21 protein-coding genes are annotated in these 23,802 nt (G+C 33.9%); 13 read left to right on the top strand and 8 right to left on the bottom strand.

The window, feature by feature from the left end; translation table 11 throughout:
- Positions 1 to 33: 33 nt before the first annotated feature.
- The 4 genes from ACFOWA_RS05660 to bioB all read left to right on the top strand — a co-directional run bounded on the left by ACFOWA_RS05660 (position 34) and on the right by bioB (position 4,341).
- Positions 34 to 645, top strand: a complete 612-nt coding sequence (locus tag ACFOWA_RS05660; protein WP_378982621.1) for a WbqC family protein — start codon at positions 34 to 36, stop codon at positions 643 to 645.
- Between the two features lie 3 nt (positions 646 to 648).
- The gene (gene corA / locus ACFOWA_RS05655; RefSeq protein ID WP_378982620.1) at positions 649 to 1,770 is read left to right on the top strand and encodes a magnesium/cobalt transporter CorA; all 1,122 of its coding nucleotides are present in this window, start codon (positions 649 to 651) and stop codon (positions 1,768 to 1,770) included.
- A gap of 85 nt (positions 1,771 to 1,855) precedes the next feature.
- The gene (mgtE, locus tag ACFOWA_RS05650) at positions 1,856 to 3,205 is read left to right on the top strand and encodes a magnesium transporter (RefSeq protein WP_378982618.1); all 1,350 of its coding nucleotides are present in this window, start codon (positions 1,856 to 1,858) and stop codon (positions 3,203 to 3,205) included.
- Positions 3,206 to 3,336: 131 nt separating this feature from the next.
- Entirely contained in the window at positions 3,337 to 4,341 is a 1,005-nt protein-coding gene (bioB, locus tag ACFOWA_RS05645) for a biotin synthase BioB (protein ID WP_378982616.1), read from the top strand.
- A gap of 93 nt (positions 4,342 to 4,434) precedes the next feature.
- Here the strand turns inward: bioB and ACFOWA_RS05640 are convergent, their stop codons facing one another.
- A complete protein-coding gene (locus tag ACFOWA_RS05640) occupies positions 4,435 to 4,845 on the bottom strand; it encodes an organic hydroperoxide resistance protein (protein ID WP_378982614.1) in 411 nt (136 codons plus the stop codon).
- A gap of 107 nt (positions 4,846 to 4,952) precedes the next feature.
- A complete protein-coding gene (locus ACFOWA_RS05635; protein WP_378982612.1) occupies positions 4,953 to 7,112 on the bottom strand; it encodes an FUSC family protein in 2,160 nt (719 codons plus the stop codon).
- 431 nt (positions 7,113 to 7,543) lie between these two features.
- Here ACFOWA_RS05635 and ACFOWA_RS05630 point away from each other — a divergent pair, with 431 nt between their 5' ends.
- Positions 7,544 to 7,678 carry a hypothetical protein gene (locus ACFOWA_RS05630; protein ID WP_378982610.1) on the top strand — a complete coding sequence of 45 codons (135 nt, stop codon included), beginning with the start codon at positions 7,544 to 7,546 and terminating at the stop codon, positions 7,676 to 7,678.
- Between the two features lie 500 nt (positions 7,679 to 8,178).
- Positions 8,179 to 9,531, top strand: a complete 1,353-nt coding sequence (locus ACFOWA_RS05625) for a PhoH family protein (RefSeq protein ID WP_378982608.1) — start codon at positions 8,179 to 8,181, stop codon at positions 9,529 to 9,531.
- A 54-nt stretch (positions 9,532 to 9,585) separates the two neighbouring features.
- Here ACFOWA_RS05625 and ACFOWA_RS05620 read toward each other — a convergent pair whose 3' ends face one another.
- Positions 9,586 to 10,797, bottom strand: a complete 1,212-nt coding sequence (locus tag ACFOWA_RS05620) for a TCR/Tet family MFS transporter (RefSeq protein ID WP_378982606.1) — start codon at positions 10,795 to 10,797, stop codon at positions 9,586 to 9,588.
- A 280-nt stretch (positions 10,798 to 11,077) separates the two neighbouring features.
- Here ACFOWA_RS05620 and gyrA point away from each other — a divergent pair, with 280 nt between their 5' ends.
- The 4 genes from gyrA (at position 11,078) to ACFOWA_RS05600 (ending at position 16,858) form a co-directional block, all read left to right on the top strand.
- Positions 11,078 to 13,672 carry a DNA gyrase subunit A gene (gene gyrA / locus ACFOWA_RS05615; RefSeq protein WP_378982604.1) on the top strand — a complete coding sequence of 865 codons (2,595 nt, stop codon included), beginning with the start codon at positions 11,078 to 11,080 and terminating at the stop codon, positions 13,670 to 13,672.
- A 30-nt stretch (positions 13,673 to 13,702) separates the two neighbouring features.
- Complete coding sequence (locus ACFOWA_RS05610) at positions 13,703 to 14,791, top strand: tetratricopeptide repeat protein (RefSeq protein ID WP_378982602.1); 1,089 nt, start codon at positions 13,703 to 13,705, stop codon at positions 14,789 to 14,791.
- 161 nt (positions 14,792 to 14,952) lie between these two features.
- Entirely contained in the window at positions 14,953 to 16,023 is a 1,071-nt protein-coding gene (locus ACFOWA_RS05605; protein WP_378982600.1) for a tetratricopeptide repeat protein, read from the top strand.
- 136 nt (positions 16,024 to 16,159) lie between these two features.
- Positions 16,160 to 16,858 carry an endonuclease V gene (locus tag ACFOWA_RS05600; protein WP_378982598.1) on the top strand — a complete coding sequence of 233 codons (699 nt, stop codon included), beginning with the start codon at positions 16,160 to 16,162 and terminating at the stop codon, positions 16,856 to 16,858.
- Here the strand turns inward: ACFOWA_RS05600 and hemF are convergent.
- From hemF to ACFOWA_RS05585, 3 genes are all read right to left on the bottom strand, one after another.
- Complete coding sequence (gene hemF / locus ACFOWA_RS05595; protein WP_378982596.1) at positions 16,855 to 17,748, bottom strand: oxygen-dependent coproporphyrinogen oxidase; 894 nt, start codon at positions 17,746 to 17,748, stop codon at positions 16,855 to 16,857. The genes ACFOWA_RS05600 and hemF overlap by 4 nt on opposite strands.
- Before the next feature lie 116 nt (positions 17,749 to 17,864).
- Entirely contained in the window at positions 17,865 to 19,097 is a 1,233-nt protein-coding gene (locus ACFOWA_RS05590) for an MFS transporter (RefSeq protein WP_378982594.1), read from the bottom strand.
- 102 nt (positions 19,098 to 19,199) lie between these two features.
- Positions 19,200 to 19,424: a coproporphyrinogen III oxidase gene (locus ACFOWA_RS05585; protein ID WP_378982592.1), complete on the bottom strand. Its 225-nt coding sequence runs from the start codon at positions 19,422 to 19,424 to the stop codon at positions 19,200 to 19,202.
- Positions 19,425 to 19,738: 314 nt separating this feature from the next.
- On the opposite strand from ACFOWA_RS05585, the gene ACFOWA_RS05580 reads away from it, so the two are divergent.
- The 3 genes from ACFOWA_RS05580 to ACFOWA_RS05570 all read left to right on the top strand — a co-directional run bounded on the left by ACFOWA_RS05580 (position 19,739) and on the right by ACFOWA_RS05570 (position 22,298).
- Positions 19,739 to 20,224, top strand: coding sequence for a PaaI family thioesterase (locus ACFOWA_RS05580; protein WP_378982590.1), 486 nt, complete (start codon positions 19,739 to 19,741; stop codon positions 20,222 to 20,224).
- 8 nt (positions 20,225 to 20,232) lie between these two features.
- The gene (locus ACFOWA_RS05575; RefSeq protein ID WP_378982588.1) at positions 20,233 to 20,862 is read left to right on the top strand and encodes an AlbA family DNA-binding domain-containing protein; all 630 of its coding nucleotides are present in this window, start codon (positions 20,233 to 20,235) and stop codon (positions 20,860 to 20,862) included.
- A 62-nt stretch (positions 20,863 to 20,924) separates the two neighbouring features.
- Complete coding sequence (locus ACFOWA_RS05570; protein ID WP_378982586.1) at positions 20,925 to 22,298, top strand: MATE family efflux transporter; 1,374 nt, start codon at positions 20,925 to 20,927, stop codon at positions 22,296 to 22,298.
- Positions 22,299 to 22,315: 17 nt separating this feature from the next.
- Here ACFOWA_RS05570 and ACFOWA_RS05565 read toward each other — a convergent pair whose 3' ends face one another.
- Complete coding sequence (locus ACFOWA_RS05565; RefSeq protein WP_378982584.1) at positions 22,316 to 23,050, bottom strand: hypothetical protein; 735 nt, start codon at positions 23,048 to 23,050, stop codon at positions 22,316 to 22,318.
- Between the two features lie 38 nt (positions 23,051 to 23,088).
- Positions 23,089 to 23,772 (bottom strand): pseudouridine synthase, encoded by a 684-nt coding sequence (locus tag ACFOWA_RS05560; RefSeq protein WP_378982582.1) that lies wholly within the window; start codon positions 23,770 to 23,772, stop codon positions 23,089 to 23,091.
- Positions 23,773 to 23,802 lie beyond the last annotated feature (30 nt).

Raw genomic sequence — 23,802 nt, 5'->3', positions numbered from 1 at the left:
TAAAACGTTTGAATTACAAACATATATCTTCAAATGCAAAATACCGCTATACTTCCATTATTTTATCTGCCGCCAGTTAGCTATTTCTCTAAAATACAAGAACTTAGTCCCGATTTTTTATTAGAGAAATTTGAGAATTTTCCCAAACAAACCTATCGCAATAGGGCAACTATATTTTCACCTAATGGAAAATTAGATATAACAGTTCCTGTGGTACGTGGTTCGAAAATGCGAACGCCTTTAAAAGATGTTAAAATTAGTTACGATTTTAACTGGCAGCGCCTGCATTGGTTAAGTTTAGAAAGCTGTTACAGAAGTTCTGCATACTTTGAATTTTATGAAGATGATTTATCTGTTTTCTACAATAAAAAATTCGATTTCTTATTTGATTATAATTTTGAAATTTTAGAGTGGCTAACAAAAAAACTTAAACTCGGTATCGATTATAAGTTTACAACAGAATACATTGATGATTTAGAACCCGGTTTAAATTATCGGGAAATGATGAGTCCGAAGAAAAATGATGAATACATAAACAATAAGCCCTATTATCAGGTTTTTGAGGATAGACATCAATTTATGCCAAATTTAAGCATTGTTGATTTGTTGTTTAATCAAGGTCCGCAGGCCCGATTGTACCTTTAAAATATGGCAAAGAACAAACCTAAAAACCGACATAAGCATTATAAAGTGCCCGAGCCTGGCACAAGTCCGGGTTTATACACCATTGATGAGAATGCTTTAAAGCCAAAAATTACAATACACACCTATAATGTAAAATCGTATAAAAAAGAAGAGTTAGAAAATATCGATAACATTGATAAGCTTACAGAAAATACAGATTTTTACTATTGGTTTGACATTAAAGGTTTAGCTGATCCAAATATTTTTGAAACTTTATACGAAAAATTAAACATCAGCAGGCTTGTTCTTGAAGATATTACAAGTTCATACCAACGCCCGAAACTAGATGAATATGATACTGATAACTACGTGTTTGCAGTAAGCAGGCATCTTTACCTTAGTGATGAAAATCAATTGTGTAATGATCAGGTTTCATTTATACTTACTTCAAAATGTTTAATCACTTTTCAAGAAAATTATGAAGATTGCTTTAATCCAGTTAGAAAGCGACTTGAAGTAGGGAAGGGGAACATACGAATTGGAGGCGCCAGTTATTTGATGTATGCCATAATGGATGTTATTGTAGATAATTATTTTACGCTCTTAAACCATTGGGGCGAAGAATTAGATGCTATAGAAGATAGGTTGTTTGATAATCCTGATAAACGCATTATGTTTGATACACAAGGAATTAAGCGCTCACTAATTACCATTCGAAAAGTTACCTGGCCAGAGCGTGATAAATTGAATGACATTTTAAGAACTGATAGCAGTTTAATTACTGATTTAACCAAAACATACATTAAAGATGCTTACGACCATTGCATTCAAATAATCGATTTTATTGAATCATTAAAGGAAATTGCATCGGCAAATATTGATATGAATCTTTCTATCATCAGCAACCGGATGAATGAAATTATGAAAGTATTAACTATAATTTCATCAATATTTATTCCGCTGACTTTTATTGCCGGTATTTATGGAATGAATTTTAGTCGTGAAGATCCGGTAACCGGAAAAATTTTAAAAGACAACATGCCCGAATTATATGCTGAACATGGTTATTTATACACTTGGTTGGTAATGTTGGTCATTGCCATTATTCAGGTGATATACTTCTGGAGACGAGGTTGGTTCAAATAAAAAGTAAAATCTACAAACATTGATACTAAATAGAATTTTAAATGCATAATCCTTTTAGAATTCCTATTTTAGGAACATAAAGAATATGCAATCATTCGAAATAGATAAAAGCGACGTACTTAAGGTTAAAAATGCAATTTTGGCTGGCGATGAAACCTTAAAAACGGTTTTGGAGGACTATCATGCTTCAGAAATTGCAATTCTTTTTGAACGTTTAGCTAAATCTGAACAGCAGTACATTATTAATTTATTGCCTGCCGAAATAGCTTCAGAAATTATTTCTGAAATGGATGAGGAATCTCACCCTGAGGATTTGCTATTTCAGATGCACCCTGATAAGCGTACCGAAATTGTTGAAGAACTGGATTATGATGATGCAACCGACATTATTTCGCAACTCGAAGATCATGAGCAGAAAGAAATTTTAGAAGACCTGAATGAAGAAGATGCATCTAACATTCGAAATCTTTTAACTTACGACGAGAAAACCGCCGGTGGATTGATGAATACAGATTTAATCTGTGTGAACATTAACCTCACTAAGAAAGATGCAATTGATGAAATCATCCGCCAAAGCGAAGAAATGGAAGAGTTTTATACCATTTACGTTGTTGATGAAAATGATATTTTTAAAGGAATCGTATCATTAAAAGATATTATTAAAGCAAAACATAACGCACAATTAACCGAATTGGTTAAAACAGATGCGGTTTATGTTCATCCAGATACCGACCAGGAAGAAGTTGCTAATTTGATTTCTCAGTATAATTTAACCAGTATTCCAGTTATCGATGAACATCAAAAATTATTAGGACGTGTAACTTTCGATGATGTTATTGATGTAATGGAAGCAGAGAGTACAGAAGATATTTTAAAAATATCGGGTGTATCTGAAGATGAAGAATTGAGTGGTAACTGGGTTGAAGCTGTAAAATCTCGTTTGCCTTGGCTAGTTATCAATTTAGGAACCGCATTTTTAGCTTCGTCAGTTGTTCGTTATTTTGATCCAACTATAAAGCTGATTCCGTCACTTGCCGCATACATGACAATAATTGCAGGGATGGGAGGGAATGCTGCAACCCAGGCTTTAGCGGTAACTGTTCGTCGTATTTCACTTTACGATTTATCGGATAAACAATCTTACAGAGCGGTTTTAAAAGAATTTACAGTTGGTTTAATCAATGGTGCATCGAATGGATTAATCGTATTTCTTTTTGCATATTTTTTTGATGGAAACCCAATGCTTGGATTGGTTATCTTCTTGGCAATGACGGGTAACTTGGTAATTGCAGGTATAACCGGTGCCGGAATTCCGTTAATCTTGAAGCGGGTTGGTATCGATCCTGCCATTGCATCATCTATAATTATTACTACTTTTACCGATGTTTTCGGCTTTATGCTCATTTTAGGCTTAGCCAGTAAACTATTATTATAATTACCAGGTATTTAATTTATTCAAGTTTTCAAATTAACACTAATTATCATCTCCGGAAACTTAAATCAATTACCAGTAAAATTAAAATATTATCATGTTAATCTTAAAATTCAAAAAATACTGATCCCACAATGCAAACTACCCGACACGATTGGAGCAAAGAAGAAATATCAGAAATTTATAACAGACCATTTTTAGATTTGGTTTATGAAGCCGCTAGTATCCATAGAGCAAATAAAGATTATAACGAAGTACAAGTAAGTTCATTAATCTCTATTAAAACAGGTGGTTGCGCCGAAGATTGTTCTTATTGTCCGCAGGCAGCTCGTTACCACACAGAATTAGAAGTACAGCCTTTAATGCAGGTTAGCCAAGTAGTCAGTGCCGCAGTTAAAGCAAAAGAGGGTGGAGCATCTCGCCTTTGTATGGGTGCCGCATGGAGAGAAGTACGTGATAATCGCGATTTCGACCGTGTTATTGAGATGGTAAAAGCCGTAAATGATATGGATATGGAAGTTTGCTGTACATTAGGTATGCTTACTGAAAATCAAGCACAGCGCCTAGCAGATGCAGGTTTATATGCCTACAATCATAATATCGATACCTCTGAAGATGACTACAAAAGAATAATTTCTACACGTACCTATGATGATCGTTTAAATACCATCAAAAATGTTAGGAAAGCAAAATTAACAGTCTGCAGCGGTGGAATAATTGGCTTAGGTGAAACGGTAGAAGATAGAGTTTCAATGTTACAAACGCTATCTAATATGGAAAAACATCCTGAATCTGTACCAGTAAATGCTTTAGTGCCTGTTAAAGGAACGCCATTAGAGAATCAGCCAAGAGTACCAATATGGGATATGGTTAGGATGATTGCTACAGCTCGTATTGTAATGCCTAACTCTGTTGTGCGATTATCAGCAGGAAGAAATGAAATGACTACACTAGAACAAGCTTTTTGTTTTATGGCTGGAGCCAGTTCTATTTTTGCAGGTGATAAATTGTTAACAACACCAAACCCAGCGTTCGTAGATGATATGGCAATGTTTGAATTGTTGGGTTTAAAAACCAGAGATGCCTTTAAAAACGGGCGACCAGAGAATACTAAATTAATGCAAGAGGAATCTATATAAATTTGCAGTAAAATAAAGGCTGTATTATTAATCCAATCGTTTACGTTTTTGGAGTTGATAATACAGCCTACCTGATTTATAACAATTTTAAAACTAAATTGCTGTTATTCTAACCTCGATATTTCCTTTTGTAGCTTTTGAGTAAGGACAAGCTTTATGTGCTTTTTCGGCTAATTCTTGGGCTTCTTCTTGAGATATACCTGGAATGTGTACATCTAAATCGGCAGAAAGTACAAATGCGTTTCCATCTTGATTAAAAGAAACTAACACATTCACATTTGCTTCGCTAACATCTACACCAGCTCTTTCAGCAATTGAACCTAAAGCACCTAAATAACATGGTCCCCATGCAGCAGCGAACAACTGTTCTGGGTTTGTTGCTCCACCTTGGCCACCCATTTCTTTAGGTTTTCTTAATTCGAAATTTAACTGACCATCACTCGATTTAATATGTCCGTCTCTTCCACCTGTGGCTGTAACTTCAGCCGTATATAGCTTTTCCATAATTTTATATATTGTAAGCTATTTAAACAACCAGCAAAGGTCTTTGTTTTAATTTACAGTTTTATAGCAGATTAAATTGTTGTAGAACATTGATTATCAACAATAAACTAAATCTTTATTTTAACTGAAAGTTTGTACAAATCATAAGCAACCTTCTGAATCAAGTCAAACTGTTCAGGAACCAAGTCTTCTCCTGATTTAATATTTAATGTATTATCATTTAGCCTAATGAGAGGAACATTTTCAACTGTATTTTGCCCTTTCTCTAAATTATCAATACACGTATCTAACAAATAAATTGTGTTATTTGCGATTGGTTTTAAAGCATCAAAATTTTCGAAATGGAAATCATGCTCGTTGTTATAAAGAGACAATGTTGCCATATACGATGAGCTTAAATGGCATAGGGCAGTAAATTGATGAACTTCTTTAATAAATAGCTGCTTACTTTTTGGTTCTGAAAACATTCTTTGAAATAAAGAAGCCAGGTTTGCAGTACTTACATATACTTCTTTCCTAGCCAATTTATAGTCAGTACGATTATAGCTTTTATCGAAATACAACTTTACAACCTGCTCAAAATAAGCTTTGTTGGCTTTTAAAATGCTAACCATAGCTTCTTTTAATTTTTCGTGTTCCCAAGTTGGAAATAAAGAATAACTGGCCAGAAGTGCAATTCCAGAACCAATAAAAGTGTCATAAATTCTTTCTCTTGCTAAAGCTAGCGAACCCATACCAAGAAAATCGAAAAGGATGAGAATATATGGAGTCATAAACAACACGCTAACTACATAGTTTTTCCTTTGAAAACTATAACAACCAATCATACAAATAAGTAAAATGGCAAACAATGTGTTTCTATCATGAATGTATGTTAGAACACCCATCCCAACAAAAGCACCAACGGTTGTACCAATTAATCTTTGATAATTACGTTGCTTGGTTAAACTAAAACCTGGCTTTGATATAACCAGAATAGTTAATAATATCCAATAACTGTGAGAAAAATTTAAGATTTGGGAAATCACAAATCCTAGAACCATAACTACAGTAACCCTTAACGAATGTCTGAAAGTTGATGAACTGTAGGTTAAATTTTCGGTGAAGAGATTGAAATCGAATTTTTGACGAGTGATAAATTTCTCCGTATCTACTTCAGCTTTACGGATATCCTTGCTGTTTCTAAGCTTAAAATAACTATTTATCGTTTTAACTCTACCTAATATATTTTCGATATTAACTTCAATATTTTTTAACGCTATAATACCAGAAGTGCTAAATTGCTGTTTATCATTGTTCTTCTCAAAATCGTTTATCTTTATTTTTAACCTTTCAATTTCTATCAATAATCTTTTAGTAACAACTGGAGTTCCGCCACTTTTTAAGGCGAACGCGATATCGTCTAACGCATAAGAAATTCGTTTTATCGCCATTTCATAATCTGGCAAAATCCCTGCAGCATCAAATTGCTCATGAAGTTGTTTATAGTTGTAATAGGTTGACATTACTTGTTCAAATAAATCAACCATATCTACAAAAACCAGCATTAAAAACCTTCCTTCTGGCGTAGAATCTCTTATGATTTCGCGTGTTTTGAACAATAATTCTCTTACTGCATCTTGCTTTTCATGCACAGAAACTTGTAGCTGCAGCAAATCTGCATATGTTTTATCATAATTATTATTACGATGATAGAATTTAGCCTTTTCTCTTAAAAATTCTGCTACTTCAAAAATAGATTCACTTAAAGCTTGTTGCACTAAACGAAAGGGGCGAAGCCGATATACGAAATAACTTAATGCGGTGTACCACAAGCTACCTGCTAAAACCATTAAGGAGTGGATGATGACTTCCTGCCAAGGCCGCACATCGTCGATACTTAACACCATTATTAATAGGGTAGCGGTACCTATTGCGGCTGCCCTAACCCCATAAATGTAAAACATGGAGAATACAAAGCTTGATATGGCTAGTAAAAAGCCAATAAAATAATGGCTCTTATTTGTTAATCCAGTAAGGATTGAGAAAACGAAAATTAAGCCTGTTGTAACCAACATTGCATTTCGTCGGTGCACCATTGGTCCGGGTGTATCAACAACACTTACACATAAGGCCCCAAGTGATAATGTCATCCCATATTTTAGCATACCAAACTGTGCTAAAATTAATGATGGCAATAAAACTCCAACAGTTATACGCAATCCATCGGCAAAGTACGTGCTAAGCAAAAAGTCTTGTACATTTCTTATGGGTTGCCTTATCTGCATAATTGCAAAAATAACATATTACAGAAGCTTTTGTTGTAGGATTTACTTTAACTTTTTCATTATATTTTAGTTTTTATGCTTGAATCAAACGTCAACTTCCTAATTGATTATTAAGTTATTGTTAATAAGTTAATTACATGTAAATGTTAATAACATCCATCAATACCAATTAAATACAATTAAAAATGAATTTTTAGTTCTTTAATTTGTTAATAACACTGATTTTCAGGTTAATAACTTTGTTTATAGAATCTACAACTTTTATATTGACAAATGCACATATACATGCTATATTAGATTATATCAAATACGGAGTATTTTGAAAGTCTGATAAGAAAATTCAAAAGAGAAATAGAACCGAAAGGGAAAGTTTTTCGAATTATCTTAATAAGCATAGATTGTTTTTAGCGGGTTAAACCGATAGAATATGAATGAAGAAGTCGAAAGATGGAATTATCAGAAAATCAAAAGGCTTAGCAGGCATTATTGAAAATAGCATTGTTTTACGGAATGTTGCTATTGAAAATAATTTCTTAACGATTTATAAAAGTTGTAAAACCAAGTAAAAACGAAGAAATTCAAATTACAGATGTATTAGATGCTTTTTTAACAGCTATGGTTGTTATTAAGGTTAAAGCGGGGAACTGAATCGAAAGAAGAAGAACCCCGCTTTTGTTTTATAGATTATCACCATTCTTTTCATCCCCAATTAATTATTCAATAACTATATGGATGAAAATCAAATTTCTTATCTCGTAAGAGGATGTGTTTTTTGCGTTAATTAAAAGCACTTGACCCAGGTCTTTTATAGTAAGCATATCACGTTTTTTAACTGCATCTACTTAGAAGGAAGGTTTAGAGGTTCAATCAGAAGTCTTCTAACTAGTAATTTATAGAGATTAGTTTTGATACTGGCTATAGAATAAATTTATTGGTAGAGAATTCAGTACATAACATCCCGCAGATTACGCAAAAAAAATCTAAGCTGAATTTTTTCATAAATCTGTGAATTTAGCGGGAAAATTTTTTAGCTGGTGATTTACCAAAGATATCCTAAATTTACAAAATGGCTAAAAAAGGTAAATCAAGCGTCAACTTATCGAAAAAAATATTTGTACTAGATACTTCTGTGATTTTGTACGACCATGATGCCATAAATAACTTCCATGAGCATGATGTAGCCATTCCCATTCAGGTTTTAGAAGAGTTGGATAACTTCAAAAGTGGCAACGATACCAGAAATTTTGAAGCAAGAAGTTTTATCAGACTAATTGATATAGCATCAAAACAACAATTAATAAGCGATTGGGTAGATTTACAATCGCCAAACCTAGGCAAATTTAAAGTTGTATTAAACGAAAAGCCTTTGAAAACCAATGCTGAAGATATTTTCGGCAAAGGCAAAACCGACCATAAAATTCTAAATGCGGCTTTAAGCCTAAAAGAAGAAAATCCAGATAAAAAAGTTATTTTAGTTTCAAAAGATATATGCCTGCGCTTAAAGGCAAAAGCCCTTAATTTAAATGCTGAGGATTACGAAACTGGAAAAATAAAGAATGTTGATGAATTATATGCTGGCAAAACAGAAGTTAGTAGATTTTCAGAAGCACTAATTAATAAACTGAAGCTTAATCATTTAATTGAAATTGATGAGGCAGATTTACCGTCAAAAAAAGCAAATCATTTTTATATTCTTAAAAATAAAAGGAAAGCTGTTAATGCTTTTTACAACCATGCTAAAAAAACGCTTACTGAAGTTTCCTCTGAAGCGATTTTTAAAATTAAACCAAAAAACCCCGAACAAGCTTTTGCAATTCATGCGTTGTTGAATGATGAGATTAAATTGGTTAGCATACAAGGCAATGCAGGAACCGGGAAAACGCTTTTAGCTTTAGCTAGTGCGCTTGAACAAAGAAAAGATTTCAGGCAAATTTATATTACCCGACCAATAGTTTCTTTGAGTAATAAAGATATTGGTTTTTTACCTGGTGATGCAAAATCTAAAACCGACCCTTTCATGTCGCCAATATGGGATAACCTACGTTTTATTAAAGAGCAATTTAATGGAGATGAAAAGATGGTTGCCAAAATTGATGAACTGGTTGCAACGGAGAAAATAGCGATAGCTCCGCTGGCATTTATTAGGGGAAGAACACTAACAAAGATTTTCTTTATAATCGATGAAGCCCAAAATTTAACGCCGCATGAGGTTAAAACAATAATTTCGAGAGCAGGTAAGCATACGAAAATTGTCTTCACAGGAGATATTTACCAAATTGATACGCCATACCTCGATTCAGAAAGTAATGGTTTATCTTACCTGATAGAAAATGCCAAAAATCATCCGCTTTATGCACACATCACTTTGCATAAAGGCGAAAGGAGTGAGCTGGCTAATTTGGCAAATGAGTTGCTTTAGTTTTTTAACCTTTTATAATTGTATTCTTTCTAAATCAATGACTAACTAACACTTTTAATGGTATTTTCTTAACGCTCTAATCGCAATAAACAATCCAATCAACGTTAAAAATGCACTAAGAATAAATGGCGCACCCGGAAAATATAAAGGTGTTCCATCCTGAATAAAATAAACAAATATATGGCTTGCCAGAAAAGGACCAATTATAGCGGCCAAACTTTGCAAACTTGTGGTAATTCCTTGTATTTCTCCTTGGGCATTTTCGGGTACTTGATTGGAAATTATACTTTGCATTGCCGGTCCGCCGATTCCTGCAAGGCAATAAGGAATAATGAATAACATCATCATTAACCCGTTTGCTGCAAATGCGAAGCATACGAAGCCTATAACATAAAGTATTAAGCCAAAGTAAATGGCTTTCCTGTTGCCAATTTTTGGAATTATTACCCTTATTAAGCCGCCCTGTACAATTGCAACCATCAAACCAACTACACCTAAAGAATATCCAATCATGGTCGAATCCCACTTAAATTTTTCGATTACATAGTAAGACCAGTTTGATTGTACTGAATGGCTTGCTATATATAATAATAGGAGTGTTGCCAACAAACCTAAAATTGCCGGGTATTTCGAAGCATTAATAAAAGAACCAATCGGATTTGCTCGTTTCCATGAAAATTTTCTACGGTTGGCAATTGCCAAAGATTCGGGTAAAATAAAATACCCATATAGCCAGTTAATTAATGCTAAACCAGCTGATATCATAAAAGGAACACGCAAACCAAAAGTGCTAAATATACCACCTATTACCGGACCTAAAATAAAACCAACACCAAAAGCTGCTCCAACCAAACCAAAATTCTGCGCCTTTTTTTCGGGCTCAGATATATCTGCTATGTAAGCCATGGCGGTTGTAAAACTGGCACCAGTAACGCCAGCAATTATCCTTCCTATAAACAGCCAAAATATAGATGGTGCAAGTGATAAGAAAATATAATCTACACCTAAGCCAAATAAAGAAAACAATAAAATCGGTCTTCGCCCATATTGGTCACTTAAACCACCCATAATTGGTGAGAAAATAAATTGTGCCAATGCAAAAGCTACCATTAAATAGCCTCCATAATCTGCAGCAACACTTACGCTACCGCCTGTAAATTCTTGTATTAGCTTGGGTAAAACAGGTATTATAATTCCAAAACCTGTAAAATCTATCAGGAGCGTTATCATGATAAATATCATTGCTGATTTTTTTCGTTCGGCCATTGCTAAATTGGTTTGATTCACAAAAGTATTAGAAACAATATTAAATCAAGATTTTATTTAAATTGCTAATAATAAGTATTTGTTAATAATCAAAACTACAAATTGGTTAAAATGATTTAAACATCACTTTAAGAACGTATAAAATAGCAAGCATCTCAAAACCTACCTGATTAGTCAAAACTTTTCCACAATGCCTTAATTCGGCATAATTTTGCTAAATTTGCAAGGTTATAATAATACCTTTTTTAAATATCGTTTTTAACAACGAGAATAATAATTTATGGCAGAAGATTTAGAAAATCAGCAAAACGACAAAATCATTCAAATAAATATTGAAGAGCAAATGAAATCGGCCTACATTGACTATTCAATGTCGGTAATTGTATCTAGGGCTTTGCCCGATGTACGCGATGGATTAAAACCGGTACACCGCCGTGTTTTATATGGTATGCTCGATTTAGGTGTAACAAGTAATAAGCCACATAAAAAATCTGCCCGTATTGTGGGTGAGGTTTTGGGTAAATATCACCCACATGGTGATGCATCGGTATATTTCACCATGGTGCGTATGGCTCAAGATTGGAGTTTACGTTACCCAATGGTAGATGGACAAGGAAACTTTGGACACATCGATGGTGATTCGCCAGCTGCAATGCGTTATACGGAAGCACGTTTCGCTAAAATTGCAGAAGAAATGCTTGCCGATATTAATAAAGATACGGTAGATTTTCAGTTAAACTTTGATGATACTTTACAGGAGCCTACGGTTTTACCTGCAAAAATACCTAACCTCTTAGTTAATGGTTCATCGGGTATTGCGGTTGGTATGGCTACCAATATGGCTCCACACAATTTAACTGAAATTATTGATGGGGTTGTAAGTTATATTGATAACAGGGATATAACTATTGAAGAATTAATGAAGTTTGTAAAAGCTCCTGATTTCCCAACTGGCGGTATTATTTACGGCTACAATGGTGTTAAAGAAGCATTTGAAACAGGTCGCGGTCGTATTGTTATGCGAGCTAAAGCCGAAATTGAAAATGTTAAAGATCGCGAAGTAATTATCGTTACCGAAATTCCATATCAGGTAAATAAAGCGAATATGGTTGAGCGTACTGCTGAACTGGTTAACGAGAAAAAACTAGAAGGAATTTCGAATATTCGTGATGAATCTAATAAAGATGGTATTCGCATTGTTTACGAAATTAAGCGTGATGCAAATGCGTCAATCGTTTTAAATAATTTATATAAATATACGGCCCTACAAACATCGTTCAGTGTAAATAATATTGCATTGGTAAAAGGTCGCCCGCAGATGCTAAATCTAAAAGATTTAATTGTGCATTTTGTGGATCACCGTCATGATGTAATTGTTCGCCGTACCAAGTATGAATTAGCAGAAGCAGAAAAAAGAGCACATATTTTAGAAGGTTATTTAATTGCTTTAGACCATTTAGATGAGGTTATTAAATTAATTCGTGCTTCTGAAACACCAGAAGAAGCACGTGTTGGCTTAATGGAGAAGTTTGGTTTGAGCGATATTCAAGCTCGTGCCATCCTTGATATGACTTTACGTCGTTTAACAGGACTAGAAAGAGATAAAATTAAAGATGAATATGCTGAATTAATGAAAACTATTGAGCATTTGAAATCTATTTTGGCTGATGAAGGTTTGCGTATGCAAATCATAAAAGATGAATTAGCAGATATCCGTCAACGGTTTGGAGATGAACGTAGAACAACAATCGTTCACTCGGCTGAAGATATGAGTATGGAAGATTTCATCGATGATGAAGAAGTTGTAATCACCATTTCTCACGAAGGTTATGTAAAACGTACACCAGCAACCGAATTTAGAGCGCAGGGTAGAGGTGGTAAAGGTTCAAAAGGTAGTAACTCAAGAAATGAAGATTTTATCGAGCACATGCTAATTGCCACCAACCACAATTACATGTTATTCTTTACCGAAGCCGGAAGATGTTTCTGGTTAAGGGTTTACGAAATTCCGGAAGGCTCCAGAACGAGTAAGGGCAGGGCGATACAAAATATCATCAACATACCGAAAGAAGAAAAAATTAAAGCATACATAAAAGTTAAAAACCTTAAAGACCAAGAATATCTGGAGAATAATTTCATCATTATGTGTACCAAAAAAGGTACCATCAAGAAAACTTCTTTAGAAGCATATTCTCGTCCTCGTGTTAACGGAATAAATGCAATAAACATTAACGAAGGTGATGTACTTTTGGAAGCTTGTTTAACCAATGGCTCTAGTGAAATTGTGATGGCTTTACGCTCTGGAAGAGCAATTCGCTTTAACGAAAGCACAGTACGCCCAATGGGTAGAACCGCAACTGGTGTACGTGGCGTTAGGCTTGCTCACGATAAAGATGAGGTAGTTGGAATGATTGCCATAAACAATCCTGAGGTTACGGTGTTAGTAGTATCAGAAAAAGGATATGGTAAACGTACCGATATTGAAGATTATCGCGTTACAAACCGTGGAGGTAAAGGTGTTAAAACCATAAATGTTACGGAAAAAACAGGACAATTAGTTTCCATTAAAGACGTTACGGATAGTGAAGATTTAATGATTATTAACCGTTCTGGTATTGTTATCCGTATTCCGGTATCAGCTTTGAGGGTTATGGGCAGGGCAACACAAGGCGTTCGTTTGATATCTTTAAAAGGTGATGATGAAATTGCTTCGGTTACAAAAATAGACCATGAAGAGGATGAGGAAGAAACAATAGATTTAGAAGATGTATTGGTGAAAGATGGCGAAGAAGTAGAAGCAGATACGACCCCGGAAGTTGAAGATACCGATGAAGAAGCTGAATCAGAAGATAATAACGAGGAAGACGAAAATTAATTTAATAGTTAAGAATAGAATAATAATTTTATGAAAAGAGTAGTTTTAAGTATAGTTTTAGCAGGTGTGGTTAGTACTGTATTTGCTCAAAAAGGTGAAGTTACCGAGGCTAAAAAAGCCTGGGGAATATTCCAGATTACTGGTCAAAGTGCTACTGTACCGGTTGCTAAAAAATTGGAAACCATTTCAGCAGGTTTAGCACATACTGATAAAGCAATTGCCGATGAAAAATCTAAAATCATGCCTGAAGCATGGTCGTATCGTGCCTTATTTGCATCATCTGCAGCACTAATTGATACTGTAAATGCGCAAAATGCAGATGCAAATTTAAAAATTGCTATGGATGCTGTTGCTCAGGCAAAAACCATCGATACAAAAGGTACTGAGAAAGAAAACATCACATTAGCTGAAAACAATATTGCAAATGCAGTAAGAAATGCTGGTGTTTTAGCTTACAATAAAAAAGATTACAAAACAGCTTACGGTAAGTTTGTTCAAGCTACGGTTATAAACCCGGCAGATACAGCAATGTATCTAAATGCAGGTATTGCAGCTAGAAACTTAGATGATTATCCAAACACAATTACTCAATTTAAAAAAGTAATTTCGCTTAACTCGCCACAATCTAAAGATTTGTATGGTGAGATTATTGGCATCGTACTTAGTAAGCAAAAAGATACTACTGCGGCTTTGGCTTTAATTAAAGAAGCTGCTGCTAAGTATCCAGAAGATGCAAACTTCATCAAAACAGAAACTCAAATCTACATTGATAAAGGAGATGCTGCAAAATCAGAACAAATGCTTAACACATTGGCAGCTAAAGAACCAAATAATCCAGCATACCAAGTGTTATTAGGTAATATTTATTTTAGTCAGGCATTGAAGATGCAGGCAGACCGTAATAAAATCGATGCTAAAAAGGTTAAAGAGTTTAACGAGATAACTGCAAAAATGAATGGCTTACTAGATAAATCTGTGCCATATTACAAAAAAGCTTTAGATGCTGACCCAAAAAATGCAGGTGCTTTAGAAACGCTTAAAACCATTTATGCATTTAGAAATGATACCAAAAATTACGATGAAATAAAGAAACGTTTAGATGCTTTACCTAAGCAATAATCGATTTTCCAATCAAAAAAAGAGCTCTGAAATTTCGGGGCTCTTTTTTTTATGTTTATTTTTACCATCGTACTATTTAATATATTATGCAATACTGTTCCCGAATTCTAATTATATCTCTTGTATTATTAACATCTAAAGGATTTTCGCAAAAAAGTCAGATGCTGATAGCAAGAAATGCGGTTGGAAAATTACAGGCGTCTTTTGCCGGTAAAGATGAACCTAAAAAGCAATTGAGTATAATAACCGAGGGATTAAAGGCAATAGAATCTGCAGATAAAGATAGTAAGACAAAAAACTGGACAGAAACCTGGGCAATAAAATCATATTTGACATCTTATGCTGCACTGATAGAAACAGATGCAACAGCATCCTTCAAATATTTTGATACAGCTGTCGTAGCCATTAAGAAGGCCAATAGTTTAGATAAATACGAAGATCCATCGGGTTTAATAAAAGCATCAGAGCATAATATTTTAATTAAAAAGCAGGAGCGAGGCAACCTTTCTTACTTCAACAATGATTTTAAAGAAGCTTTAGAAGACTTAAGGGAAGTAAGCGATAATTTTCCTGGCGATTCTACCTTAGCGCTAAATACTGCAATTTGTGCTCAAAATGTTCAATTATACGATGAATCTTTAAAATACTTCAAAAGAGCCAAAGAAGACAGCATTAAAAACCCGGCCGTATTCCAGAAAATGGCGCAACTTTATATTTCAAAGTATGATAACGAAAATGCTATAAAAGCTTTGGAAGATGGTTTAAACTTAAATCCGTACAACCATTATTTAACAAATGATTATATAAATTTATTGTTGGATACTGAAAACTTTACTAAAGCTCAAAGTTTAATTGAAACTAATTTAAAAGTTGAAAAAGGAAACAAACTTTTATTCTTTGTATACGGTTATCTGCAACAAGTTGGTGGAAACAATTCAACAGCTATTTTAGCTTATAACAAAGCCCTGGCAACCGACCAAAATTATTTTGATGCCTTGTATCAATTAGGATTAGCTTATGTTAACACCGCGAACGATGCGTTAAAAAAATCTGATGCTGATAAGCAAGTTCTTTACAGCTCATTAATCAACAGAGCACAGTTTGCATTACTTCGTGCCAACGAAATTAATCCAAATGATAAGCATACCGTACAATTGCTTGTCGAAATATACACGAGAAAAAATGCGCAAGATAAAGTGCAAGAATTGAATCGCAAATTACAAGAACTTTAAGAGAACAATTAGTATAAGATAGGGGTTTTATAAAATACAACTTAACATAATATTAATTATAAGACAAATTTAGAAATCATTATTTTTATGTACTTCTGTATGAAACCTTTTAATTATATCATTGGTTTATTTCCATATGTATGATAACTATTCCTTTGATGATGCTATTCAATTACAAAACAATCTTGCTAAATATTTAAGCCTTGTACCAGTAAAAAATATTACCACAATTGCTGGCGCTGATATCTCATTCGACAAAAACAGTACAACCATGTTTGCGGGAATTGTTATTTTAAGCTATCCAGAACTTAAACTTATAAATTACGCATTAGAAACTTTTGAAACTTCATTTCCACATGAGCCAGGATTTTTAGGATTTAGAGAGGTTCCTGCGTTATTAAAGGTTTGGGATTTAATACATAATAAACCAAGTATTGTGGTTTTGGATGGAAACGGAATTTTACATCCAAGGCGTATGGGTGTGGCATCACACTTTGGCGTTTTAGCAAATCAAGCTACAATTGGTTGCGCTAAGAGTAATTTATATGGCAATAATCATATTCCTGAAAATTCAAAGTACAGCAGTCTAGAAATTAATAGTCATGGGGAAATTCTTGGTTTTTCATTAAGAACAAAGGATAATTGCTTACCAGTTTACATTTCAGCTGGCCAGTTAATTACACAACAGCAATCACTTGATATAATAAAAAAATGTATAGGAAACTATCGAATTCCTGAACCAACAAGATTAGCTCATGAAATTGTAAATGATTTTAGGATTGGAAAATTAAAGGCGGGATTTCATACCATAAACCAGCCTTTAACTCTATTTTAAATCCAGTTGACGCCCTTTTTAAGCCATTGTTGTGTTATAAATTCTTCTGAGTTTACTTCTGGCTGAACATTATAACCCCAATTTGCCTGTGGCGGTAAACTCATCAAAATAGATTCAATTCTTCCGTTAGTTTCCAAACCGAATTTTGTTCCAGAATCGTAAACCAAATTAAACTCTACATATCGGCTACGACGTTGATATTGCCATTCTTTTTGTATTTCAGTAAAATCCTTATCCCGGTTTCTATCAATCAGTTCAGTGTAAATTGGTAAAAACGTTTCGCCGATATTGATTGAAAAATCTAAAATTTCTTCCCAGGATAAATTGGTGTTATCTGGCTTTAGCCTATCGTAAAAAATACCACCAATACCACGGGTTTCTTCACGGTGCTTAATAAAAAAATATTCATCAGCTTGGTTTTTAAACTTTGGATAAAATTCTGGATTGAAATCATCACAAGCTTGCTTTAATTTATGATGAAAAAAACGAGCGTCATTTTCAAAAACATAATGTGGTGTTAAATCAATTCCTCCACCAAACCATCTTGTTTCATCATTCAGTTCAAAATATCGAATATTCATGTGAATTATCGGAACCAATGGATGATTTGGATGAATTACAATAGAAACACCAGTTGCAAAAAAATCATCTTCGGTAACCTTAAAGGCTTTTTTTATAGCTTCAGGCAATTTTCCATGAACAGCAGAAAAGTTTACACCGCCTTTTTCTATTATTGCACCGTTTTGCATAATTCTGGTTCGTCCGCCTCCCCCACCACTTCTTTCCCAAACCTCTTCTTCAAATCTTCCTTTGCCGTCTGCAATTTCTAATCCTCTGCAAATTTCATCTTGTATTTGCTTATATCGCTCTGCTACTTCTTCCTTAAACATGGTCAAATCCTTAATTCAGCACAAATTTAAAGCTTATAACATAGCTTATTTTATTTAAGTTTTTATAGTACATTTTATTGACATTAAGGATTTACTTCACTTGAATACAACAAAATTTATTCTTCCAAATAATCTAAATCTTTATTAAAACTTTCTTTTAGCTGACTTAGTCCAAAAATAGCGAGGATGGTTAATGTCGCCATTACAAGGTATCCCGCTGTTATTAAACTATATTTTTTTGATAAATATTCGAAAAGAAAAGTAATTGGAATAAGTGCACCTCTTACAAAATTTGGAGCAGTTGTAGTTACTGTTGCCCGAATATTTGTTCCAAACTGTTCTGATGCGATAGTTACAAATGTTGCCCAATAACCAACAGAGAAACCCATAAAAAGGCAAATCCAAATGAACGAGGAACTATTTAATCCAAAACTGGTTAAATAAACGATAACACTAACAACCGAAAGTAAGTGGAAAAGAAAAACAGTTTTTCGCCTTGATTTTAAAATTTGTGATAAGAGGCCTGTAACTACATCACCGATTGCAATGCCGAAATAAGTAAACATTATACCTGTTCCTGCTTTTAGGGGTTCGGTTGCACCTAATGCTTTTCCAAATTCTGGAGCCAAGGTTACTAAAATACCAACAACAAACCACAGCGGAATGCCAATTAAAATACAATACAAATATTTTAGAAAACGCTTTCTATTGTTAAAAAGCATAAAAATATTCCCTTTTGCAACATTTGATTGGTTAGCTGCATTTTTAAACATGCCCGATTCGAAAGTGCCAACTCTCAATAATAAGAGAGCTAAACCCATTCCACCACCTACAAAATAAGAAGTTTGCCAAGTGTATTTTGATGCTACTGTTGCAGCTACTGCGGCACCTAATAAACCAATGGCACCAACAATCATGGTACCGTAGCCACGTTTTTCCTTATCCATTGTTTCGGCTACGAGTGTAATTCCGGCGCCAAGTTCACCTGCTAAACCAATGCCAGCTATAAATCGAATTATAGCATAGCTATTTACAGAGGTAACAAAACCATTTGCAATATTGGCTAAAGAATATAAAAGAATTGATCCGAAGAGAACCTTAATTCGACCAAGTTTATCTCCCAAAACACCCCAAAGCAATCCGCCTAGTAAAAGGCCAAACATTTGAGAATTGATGATGGTAAATCCGTCAGCCTGCATTCTATCTGCAGGTACACCGATTTCGGTTAAACTTTGTACGCGAACTACTGAGAATAAAACGAGATCGTAAATATCTACAAAGTAGCCTAAGGCGGCTACTATAACTAAGAATACGACATTACGATTGTTTGCTTTGGTTTGGGCATCCATTTAATATTTGGTTTAATTGCCTGAAAGTACAAATAAGCACAAATAAATAAAATAGATTATAAAAATAAAAGCCACTCTTGGTTAAGAGTGGCTTTCAGTTACCTACATTGGAGGCATTTTTTTTGTAGTATCAGGTGGCATTGTTGTTTTTGTAGTATCCGGTGGCGTTGTAGTTGTTTTAGCTGTATCCATCGGCGTTGTTGTAGTTGTGGTAGAATCCGTCATTGTACTGTCTGTAGAACCAGCCATATTTTTAGACGAATTGCATGCTGAAGTGGCTATCATCAGAGAGCCAGCGAACGCAAGACTTAAGATTACTTTTTTCATAGTTTTTAATTGTTATTTACAGTAAGCAACAACCCTAGTAAGATTTGGTTTTAATTATTTGATAAAAAATGATAAAATATATAATCAATCATCAGATTAACAGTTAATTATAAATTTTAAAATTTATCTATTAACACAACTTAGGTACAGGCTCTAAAGGTTTGAAGGTTAATATTGAATAAATTGAGAATTGTAAATCACTATTATATGTTAAATTGATGTATAACTTACTACTAAGTTAATTACTTAAATATTACTAAATCATATTATCTAAAACTTTAAAAGGTGGTAAATCTTTCTGATATTAGTGATATATGATTATTTCTCAAAATACCTTAAAATGGGTCATGCGCTTATATCCACCATTATTTTTTCAGCGTATTTGGGTACAAAAGTTTGAGGATGAATTTAAAAGTGCAACAGTAAAAATTAGTAAAAGCTTTTTAAATAAAAACTACAATGGATCTATCTTCGGTGGAACTATATACGCTGCCACAGATCCGTTTTACGCATTAATGTTCGACCAGTTGATGCAGCGGAGAGGTTTTAAAGTTAGGGTTTGGTTAAAAAGTGCATCTATACAGTATTTAAAACCGGGTCGCGAGCATTTATATTTTACCATAACAGTTACTGATGCAATGATTTCAGAAGCTGAAAGAGCATTAAAAACAGTTGGTAAGTTTGTAAAAGCCTACCCCATGGAAATTACGAATAAAAGCGGCGAGCTTTGTGCAACCGTTATGAATGAAGTTTATATACGTAACCTGCACCAGGGCGAAACGCCAACGGTTGCTTATTAATATGTTTTATGCCCAGTATAAAAAGTTTGATATTGCAAGGTGAAGGCGTTAGGCTCGATTTTAAGAAAACCATTACCAACACCGAAAAAATTGCAAAAAGCCTTGTTGCCTTTGCTAATAATAAAGGTGGTAAACTTTTAGTTGGTGTAGCTGATGACGGTACAATCAAAGGTGTAAAATCAGAAGAAGAAGAAAAATACATGATTTTAACTTCAGCACACCAATACTGCAAGCCAGCCATAGAACCTTTTTTCGAAGAAATATATGTTGATGATAAACTGGTTTTAGTTGTTAATATTCCTGAAAGTGACACTAAACCTCATTACGCATTAGATGATAATAAAAAATGGTGGGCATATATCAGAATTGATGATAAAAGTGTGCTGGCAAGCAGAATAATATTAGAGGTTTTGAAACAAGACCATAAAAATTCTGGTGTACTTATCTCCTATTCTGAAAATGAGAAAAAGCTATTACAATATTTAGATGAACATGAAAAGGTAACGCTCAAAGAGTTATCTAAACTATTACGTTGTTCTTACAGAAAGGCACAAAAAATACTTGTCAATTTAATTTTGACTAACGTAATAAGAACCAACACAACAGAAAAGGAGGAATATTTTACTGCAGTAAGATAGATTTCTAATCTGATAAAATGGTATTTAAATGTTAGCATTAAAAATCCGACCTTTACATTCCTATGCTGGCTACCATTTACGCAAAATATAAACCATATTACAAAGAAAATCTTCATCTAGCCTTACCAATTGTTGGTTCACAAATTGGACACACTTTGGTGCAAATGGCTGATAGTGTAATCGTAGGCCATTATACTGATACTACTCAACTTGCTGCAGTTTCTTTAGTCAATAGTATTTTTATACTTATATTGGTTATAGGTTTAGGTATTTCGTATGGCTTAACACCTTTAATTGCACAAGAAAATGGTCGTAAAAACTATGAAGAATGTGGCAAGCTTTTATCCAGTAGTTTAATTATAAATATTATTGACGGAATATTCCTTTATGCAATAGTTCACTTCGGTGTTTTGTTGGTCATTGATAATATTAATCAAACTCCGGCTGTAGTAAAATACGCTAAACCTTATCTAGGTTTGCTTTCAGTTTCAATTATTCCATTATTAATATTTCAAACCTTCAAGCAGTTTGCCGAGGGATTGGGCTTTACAAAACAAGCCATGTATATTTCAATATGGGGTAATGCCATCAATATCGTTTTAGGAATTATTTTTGTAAAAGGGATGTTTGGGATTCAATCAATGGGTGTAAGTGGTGTTGGTTGGAGTACACTTATCGATAGGGTTTTAATGGCAACCGTGATGGCAATTTATGTGCTCAAATCGAAGCATTTCAAAAAATATTTAATCTCTTTCAAAGCTACATTTATTGATAAAGTTAGGTCAGTCAAAATTATCAAGATTGGAGCACCAGTAGCTTTACAATATTCTTTTGAGATTAGTGCTTTTAGTGGTGCAGCCATTCTTATTGGTACAATCGGAGAAACTGAACAAGCCGCACACCAAATTGCAATTAGTTTGGCAGCGATGACTTATATGATTGCAAGCGGTGTAGCATCTGCAGCAACAATTAAAACAGGCAACAATTTGGGAAGAAATAATTTTAATGATTTACGTAAATCGGCTATTGCCAGCTACCATGTGATTTTGTTGTTTATGAGTTGCACAGCAATACTATTCGTTGTTGCACATAATATAATGCCGTTTATTTACACGGAAGATTTAAAAGTTATTCAAATCGCTTCACAACTCCTAATTATAGCAGGTTTTTTTCAATTATTTGATGGAACACAAGTTGTAGGATTAGGTGTTTTAAGGGGTTTGGGTGATGTAAACATTCCTACCTTCATCACTTTTTTAGCTTATTGGGTAGTTGGTATTCCTGTTGGCTACTTGCTGGGCTTTAAATTTGGCTTGGGTGTTAATGGAATCTGGTATGGCTTAACATTTGGTTTGTTAACAGCCTCTATCCTACTGTTTTTGAGGTTTCAAAACAAAACAAAGTCTTTAAATTTAAAAGCTGCAGCAAATAAATAAATTTAAGACCAGATACTTTATTTTCCGCCAACATTAACAACTACGCCAATAGTAAATATAGAGTTGCCGGCAGACATGTATTTTCTGCTTTTTAATCCAATATTGCTACTTGTAGTATATTGAAGTTGTATATTTTTACTCAAGCCCATACGCGTAAAAAAGATTGGCTCGAAAAATATATTATCTTCTTTTGGTTGTACAATGCCATTGATGAAAAATCTATCCATTGTTAAATGACTAATTCTTAAGGCAGTTCCATAGTTTATCGGAAAATCGGTACCAAAAATTCGAAAATTATTTTTTCTTTTTGAGCTATAATTTACTTGTAAAAATGCCTTTCTGTAATCTACCTCTTGTACTTCGTTGCTAATTAAAATATCATTTTTATAATCTCTATAAGTGATATCACTCCAACCCTTTCCTACACCAGCATAAATCTCGATAATACGATTGTTGTCTGGTCCGAAAGTATCAAAATAGCCTCCCCCAATTTCAATCAGTTTGTGATCAAAATCTTTTCCCTTTCTATCATTACTCATTTTAGAACCACTAAATAGCACACCAACGTGATTAGATACTGCATAAGCACCATTAATACTTGTATTTCCTTTTAGTGAGATATGTCCGCCTCCACTAAATTCACCTTGCTTACTTAGCATTGGCGTATTAGGTACATTTGGCATGTAAACTGAAGAACAACTGCTGGCAAAAAGCACTAAAGCGGGAAGGATTAATCGTAAGTATTTTTTCATGGATGATTTATAAACAGATTTATGAGGTAAAAATTGTGCTAAAGGGTAAATTTCATAATTTCCATAACCCTTTTAAATTCGTCGTGCAAGTCTGCCTTTAAGTTTATTCTTACAGAAGTTTTTGGATGTGTGAAACTTAATTCAGAAGCATGTAATAACATCGTGCTCATATTCCACTGTTCTAAAAAAAACTTATTTTGCTTGTTACATCCATGAGTTCTATCGCCAATAATAGGATGAAGTATATGGCTGAAATGTTTTCTTAATTGATGCATTCTTCCAGTTTTCGGTGCTGCCTCTACCAGAGAATATCTTGAAGTGCTGTGTTTACCAAACGGTAAATCAATTTCGGCGGTTTGTAATGTTCTAAATGATGTGAAAGCATCTTGTAGTGTTCCATTTTCTTTTGCTAATGGATAATCAATATCCATTGATTCTGGTGTAAAACCTCGCAAAATAGCTAAATACTTTTTATCGGTTTCTGCATTCATAAACTGCTGTTGCATAGATATTTCAGATTCCTTATCGAAAGCAAACAATAGGATACCGCTAGTCTTTCTATCTAACCTATGAACTGGACTTACTTTTTTACCAACCTGGTCACGCAGCATTTGTAAGGCAAATTCTATAGCGTCTCTAGCTATTGAAGATTGATGTACCAATAAACCATGAGGCTTGTTTATAGCAATTAGATGTTCATCCTCGTAAATAATCTCCAACATATTGGCGAAGATAAACAAAATTTTAGCCTT

Origin of the sequence: Pedobacter lithocola (assembly GCF_042650845.1) — a bacterium.
Taxonomy (GTDB): domain Bacteria; phylum Bacteroidota; class Bacteroidia; order Sphingobacteriales; family Sphingobacteriaceae; genus Pedobacter; species Pedobacter lithocola.
Note: the sequence above shows the minus strand (reverse complement) of the source record. Positions and strands in the feature narration are given on the sequence as shown.

What these genes read in the sequence shown, in the direction of transcription:
- ACFOWA_RS05660 (WP_378982621.1), top strand. Translation starts at nt 34, where the DNA reads ATGCAAAATACCGCTATACTTCCATTATTTTATCTGCCGCCAGTTAGC.
- corA (WP_378982620.1), top strand. Translation starts at nt 649, where the DNA reads ATGGCAAAGAACAAACCTAAAAACCGACATAAGCATTATAAAGTGCCC.
- mgtE (WP_378982618.1), top strand. Translation starts at nt 1,856, where the DNA reads ATGCAATCATTCGAAATAGATAAAAGCGACGTACTTAAGGTTAAAAAT.
- bioB (WP_378982616.1), top strand. Translation starts at nt 3,337, where the DNA reads ATGCAAACTACCCGACACGATTGGAGCAAAGAAGAAATATCAGAAATT.
- ACFOWA_RS05640 (WP_378982614.1), bottom strand. Translation starts at nt 4,845, where the DNA reads ATGGAAAAGCTATATACGGCTGAAGTTACAGCCACAGGTGGAAGAGAC.
- ACFOWA_RS05635 (WP_378982612.1), bottom strand. Translation starts at nt 7,112, where the DNA reads ATGCAGATAAGGCAACCCATAAGAAATGTACAAGACTTTTTGCTTAGC.
- ACFOWA_RS05630 (WP_378982610.1), top strand. Translation starts at nt 7,544, where the DNA reads ATGAAGAAGTCGAAAGATGGAATTATCAGAAAATCAAAAGGCTTAGCA.
- ACFOWA_RS05625 (WP_378982608.1), top strand. Translation starts at nt 8,179, where the DNA reads ATGGCTAAAAAAGGTAAATCAAGCGTCAACTTATCGAAAAAAATATTT.
- ACFOWA_RS05620 (WP_378982606.1), bottom strand. Translation starts at nt 10,797, where the DNA reads ATGGCCGAACGAAAAAAATCAGCAATGATATTTATCATGATAACGCTC.
- gyrA (WP_378982604.1), top strand. Translation starts at nt 11,078, where the DNA reads ATGGCAGAAGATTTAGAAAATCAGCAAAACGACAAAATCATTCAAATA.
- ACFOWA_RS05610 (WP_378982602.1), top strand. Translation starts at nt 13,703, where the DNA reads ATGAAAAGAGTAGTTTTAAGTATAGTTTTAGCAGGTGTGGTTAGTACT.
- ACFOWA_RS05605 (WP_378982600.1), top strand. Translation starts at nt 14,953, where the DNA reads ATGCTGATAGCAAGAAATGCGGTTGGAAAATTACAGGCGTCTTTTGCC.
- ACFOWA_RS05600 (WP_378982598.1), top strand. Translation starts at nt 16,160, where the DNA reads ATGTATGATAACTATTCCTTTGATGATGCTATTCAATTACAAAACAAT.
- hemF (WP_378982596.1), bottom strand. Translation starts at nt 17,748, where the DNA reads ATGTTTAAGGAAGAAGTAGCAGAGCGATATAAGCAAATACAAGATGAA.
- ACFOWA_RS05590 (WP_378982594.1), bottom strand. Translation starts at nt 19,097, where the DNA reads ATGGATGCCCAAACCAAAGCAAACAATCGTAATGTCGTATTCTTAGTT.
- ACFOWA_RS05585 (WP_378982592.1), bottom strand. Translation starts at nt 19,424, where the DNA reads ATGAAAAAAGTAATCTTAAGTCTTGCGTTCGCTGGCTCTCTGATGATA.
- ACFOWA_RS05580 (WP_378982590.1), top strand. Translation starts at nt 19,739, where the DNA reads ATGATTATTTCTCAAAATACCTTAAAATGGGTCATGCGCTTATATCCA.
- ACFOWA_RS05575 (WP_378982588.1), top strand. Translation starts at nt 20,233, where the DNA reads ATGCCCAGTATAAAAAGTTTGATATTGCAAGGTGAAGGCGTTAGGCTC.
- ACFOWA_RS05570 (WP_378982586.1), top strand. Translation starts at nt 20,925, where the DNA reads ATGCTGGCTACCATTTACGCAAAATATAAACCATATTACAAAGAAAAT.
- ACFOWA_RS05565 (WP_378982584.1), bottom strand. Translation starts at nt 23,050, where the DNA reads ATGAAAAAATACTTACGATTAATCCTTCCCGCTTTAGTGCTTTTTGCC.
- ACFOWA_RS05560 (WP_378982582.1), bottom strand. Translation starts at nt 23,772, where the DNA reads ATGTTGGAGATTATTTACGAGGATGAACATCTAATTGCTATAAACAAG.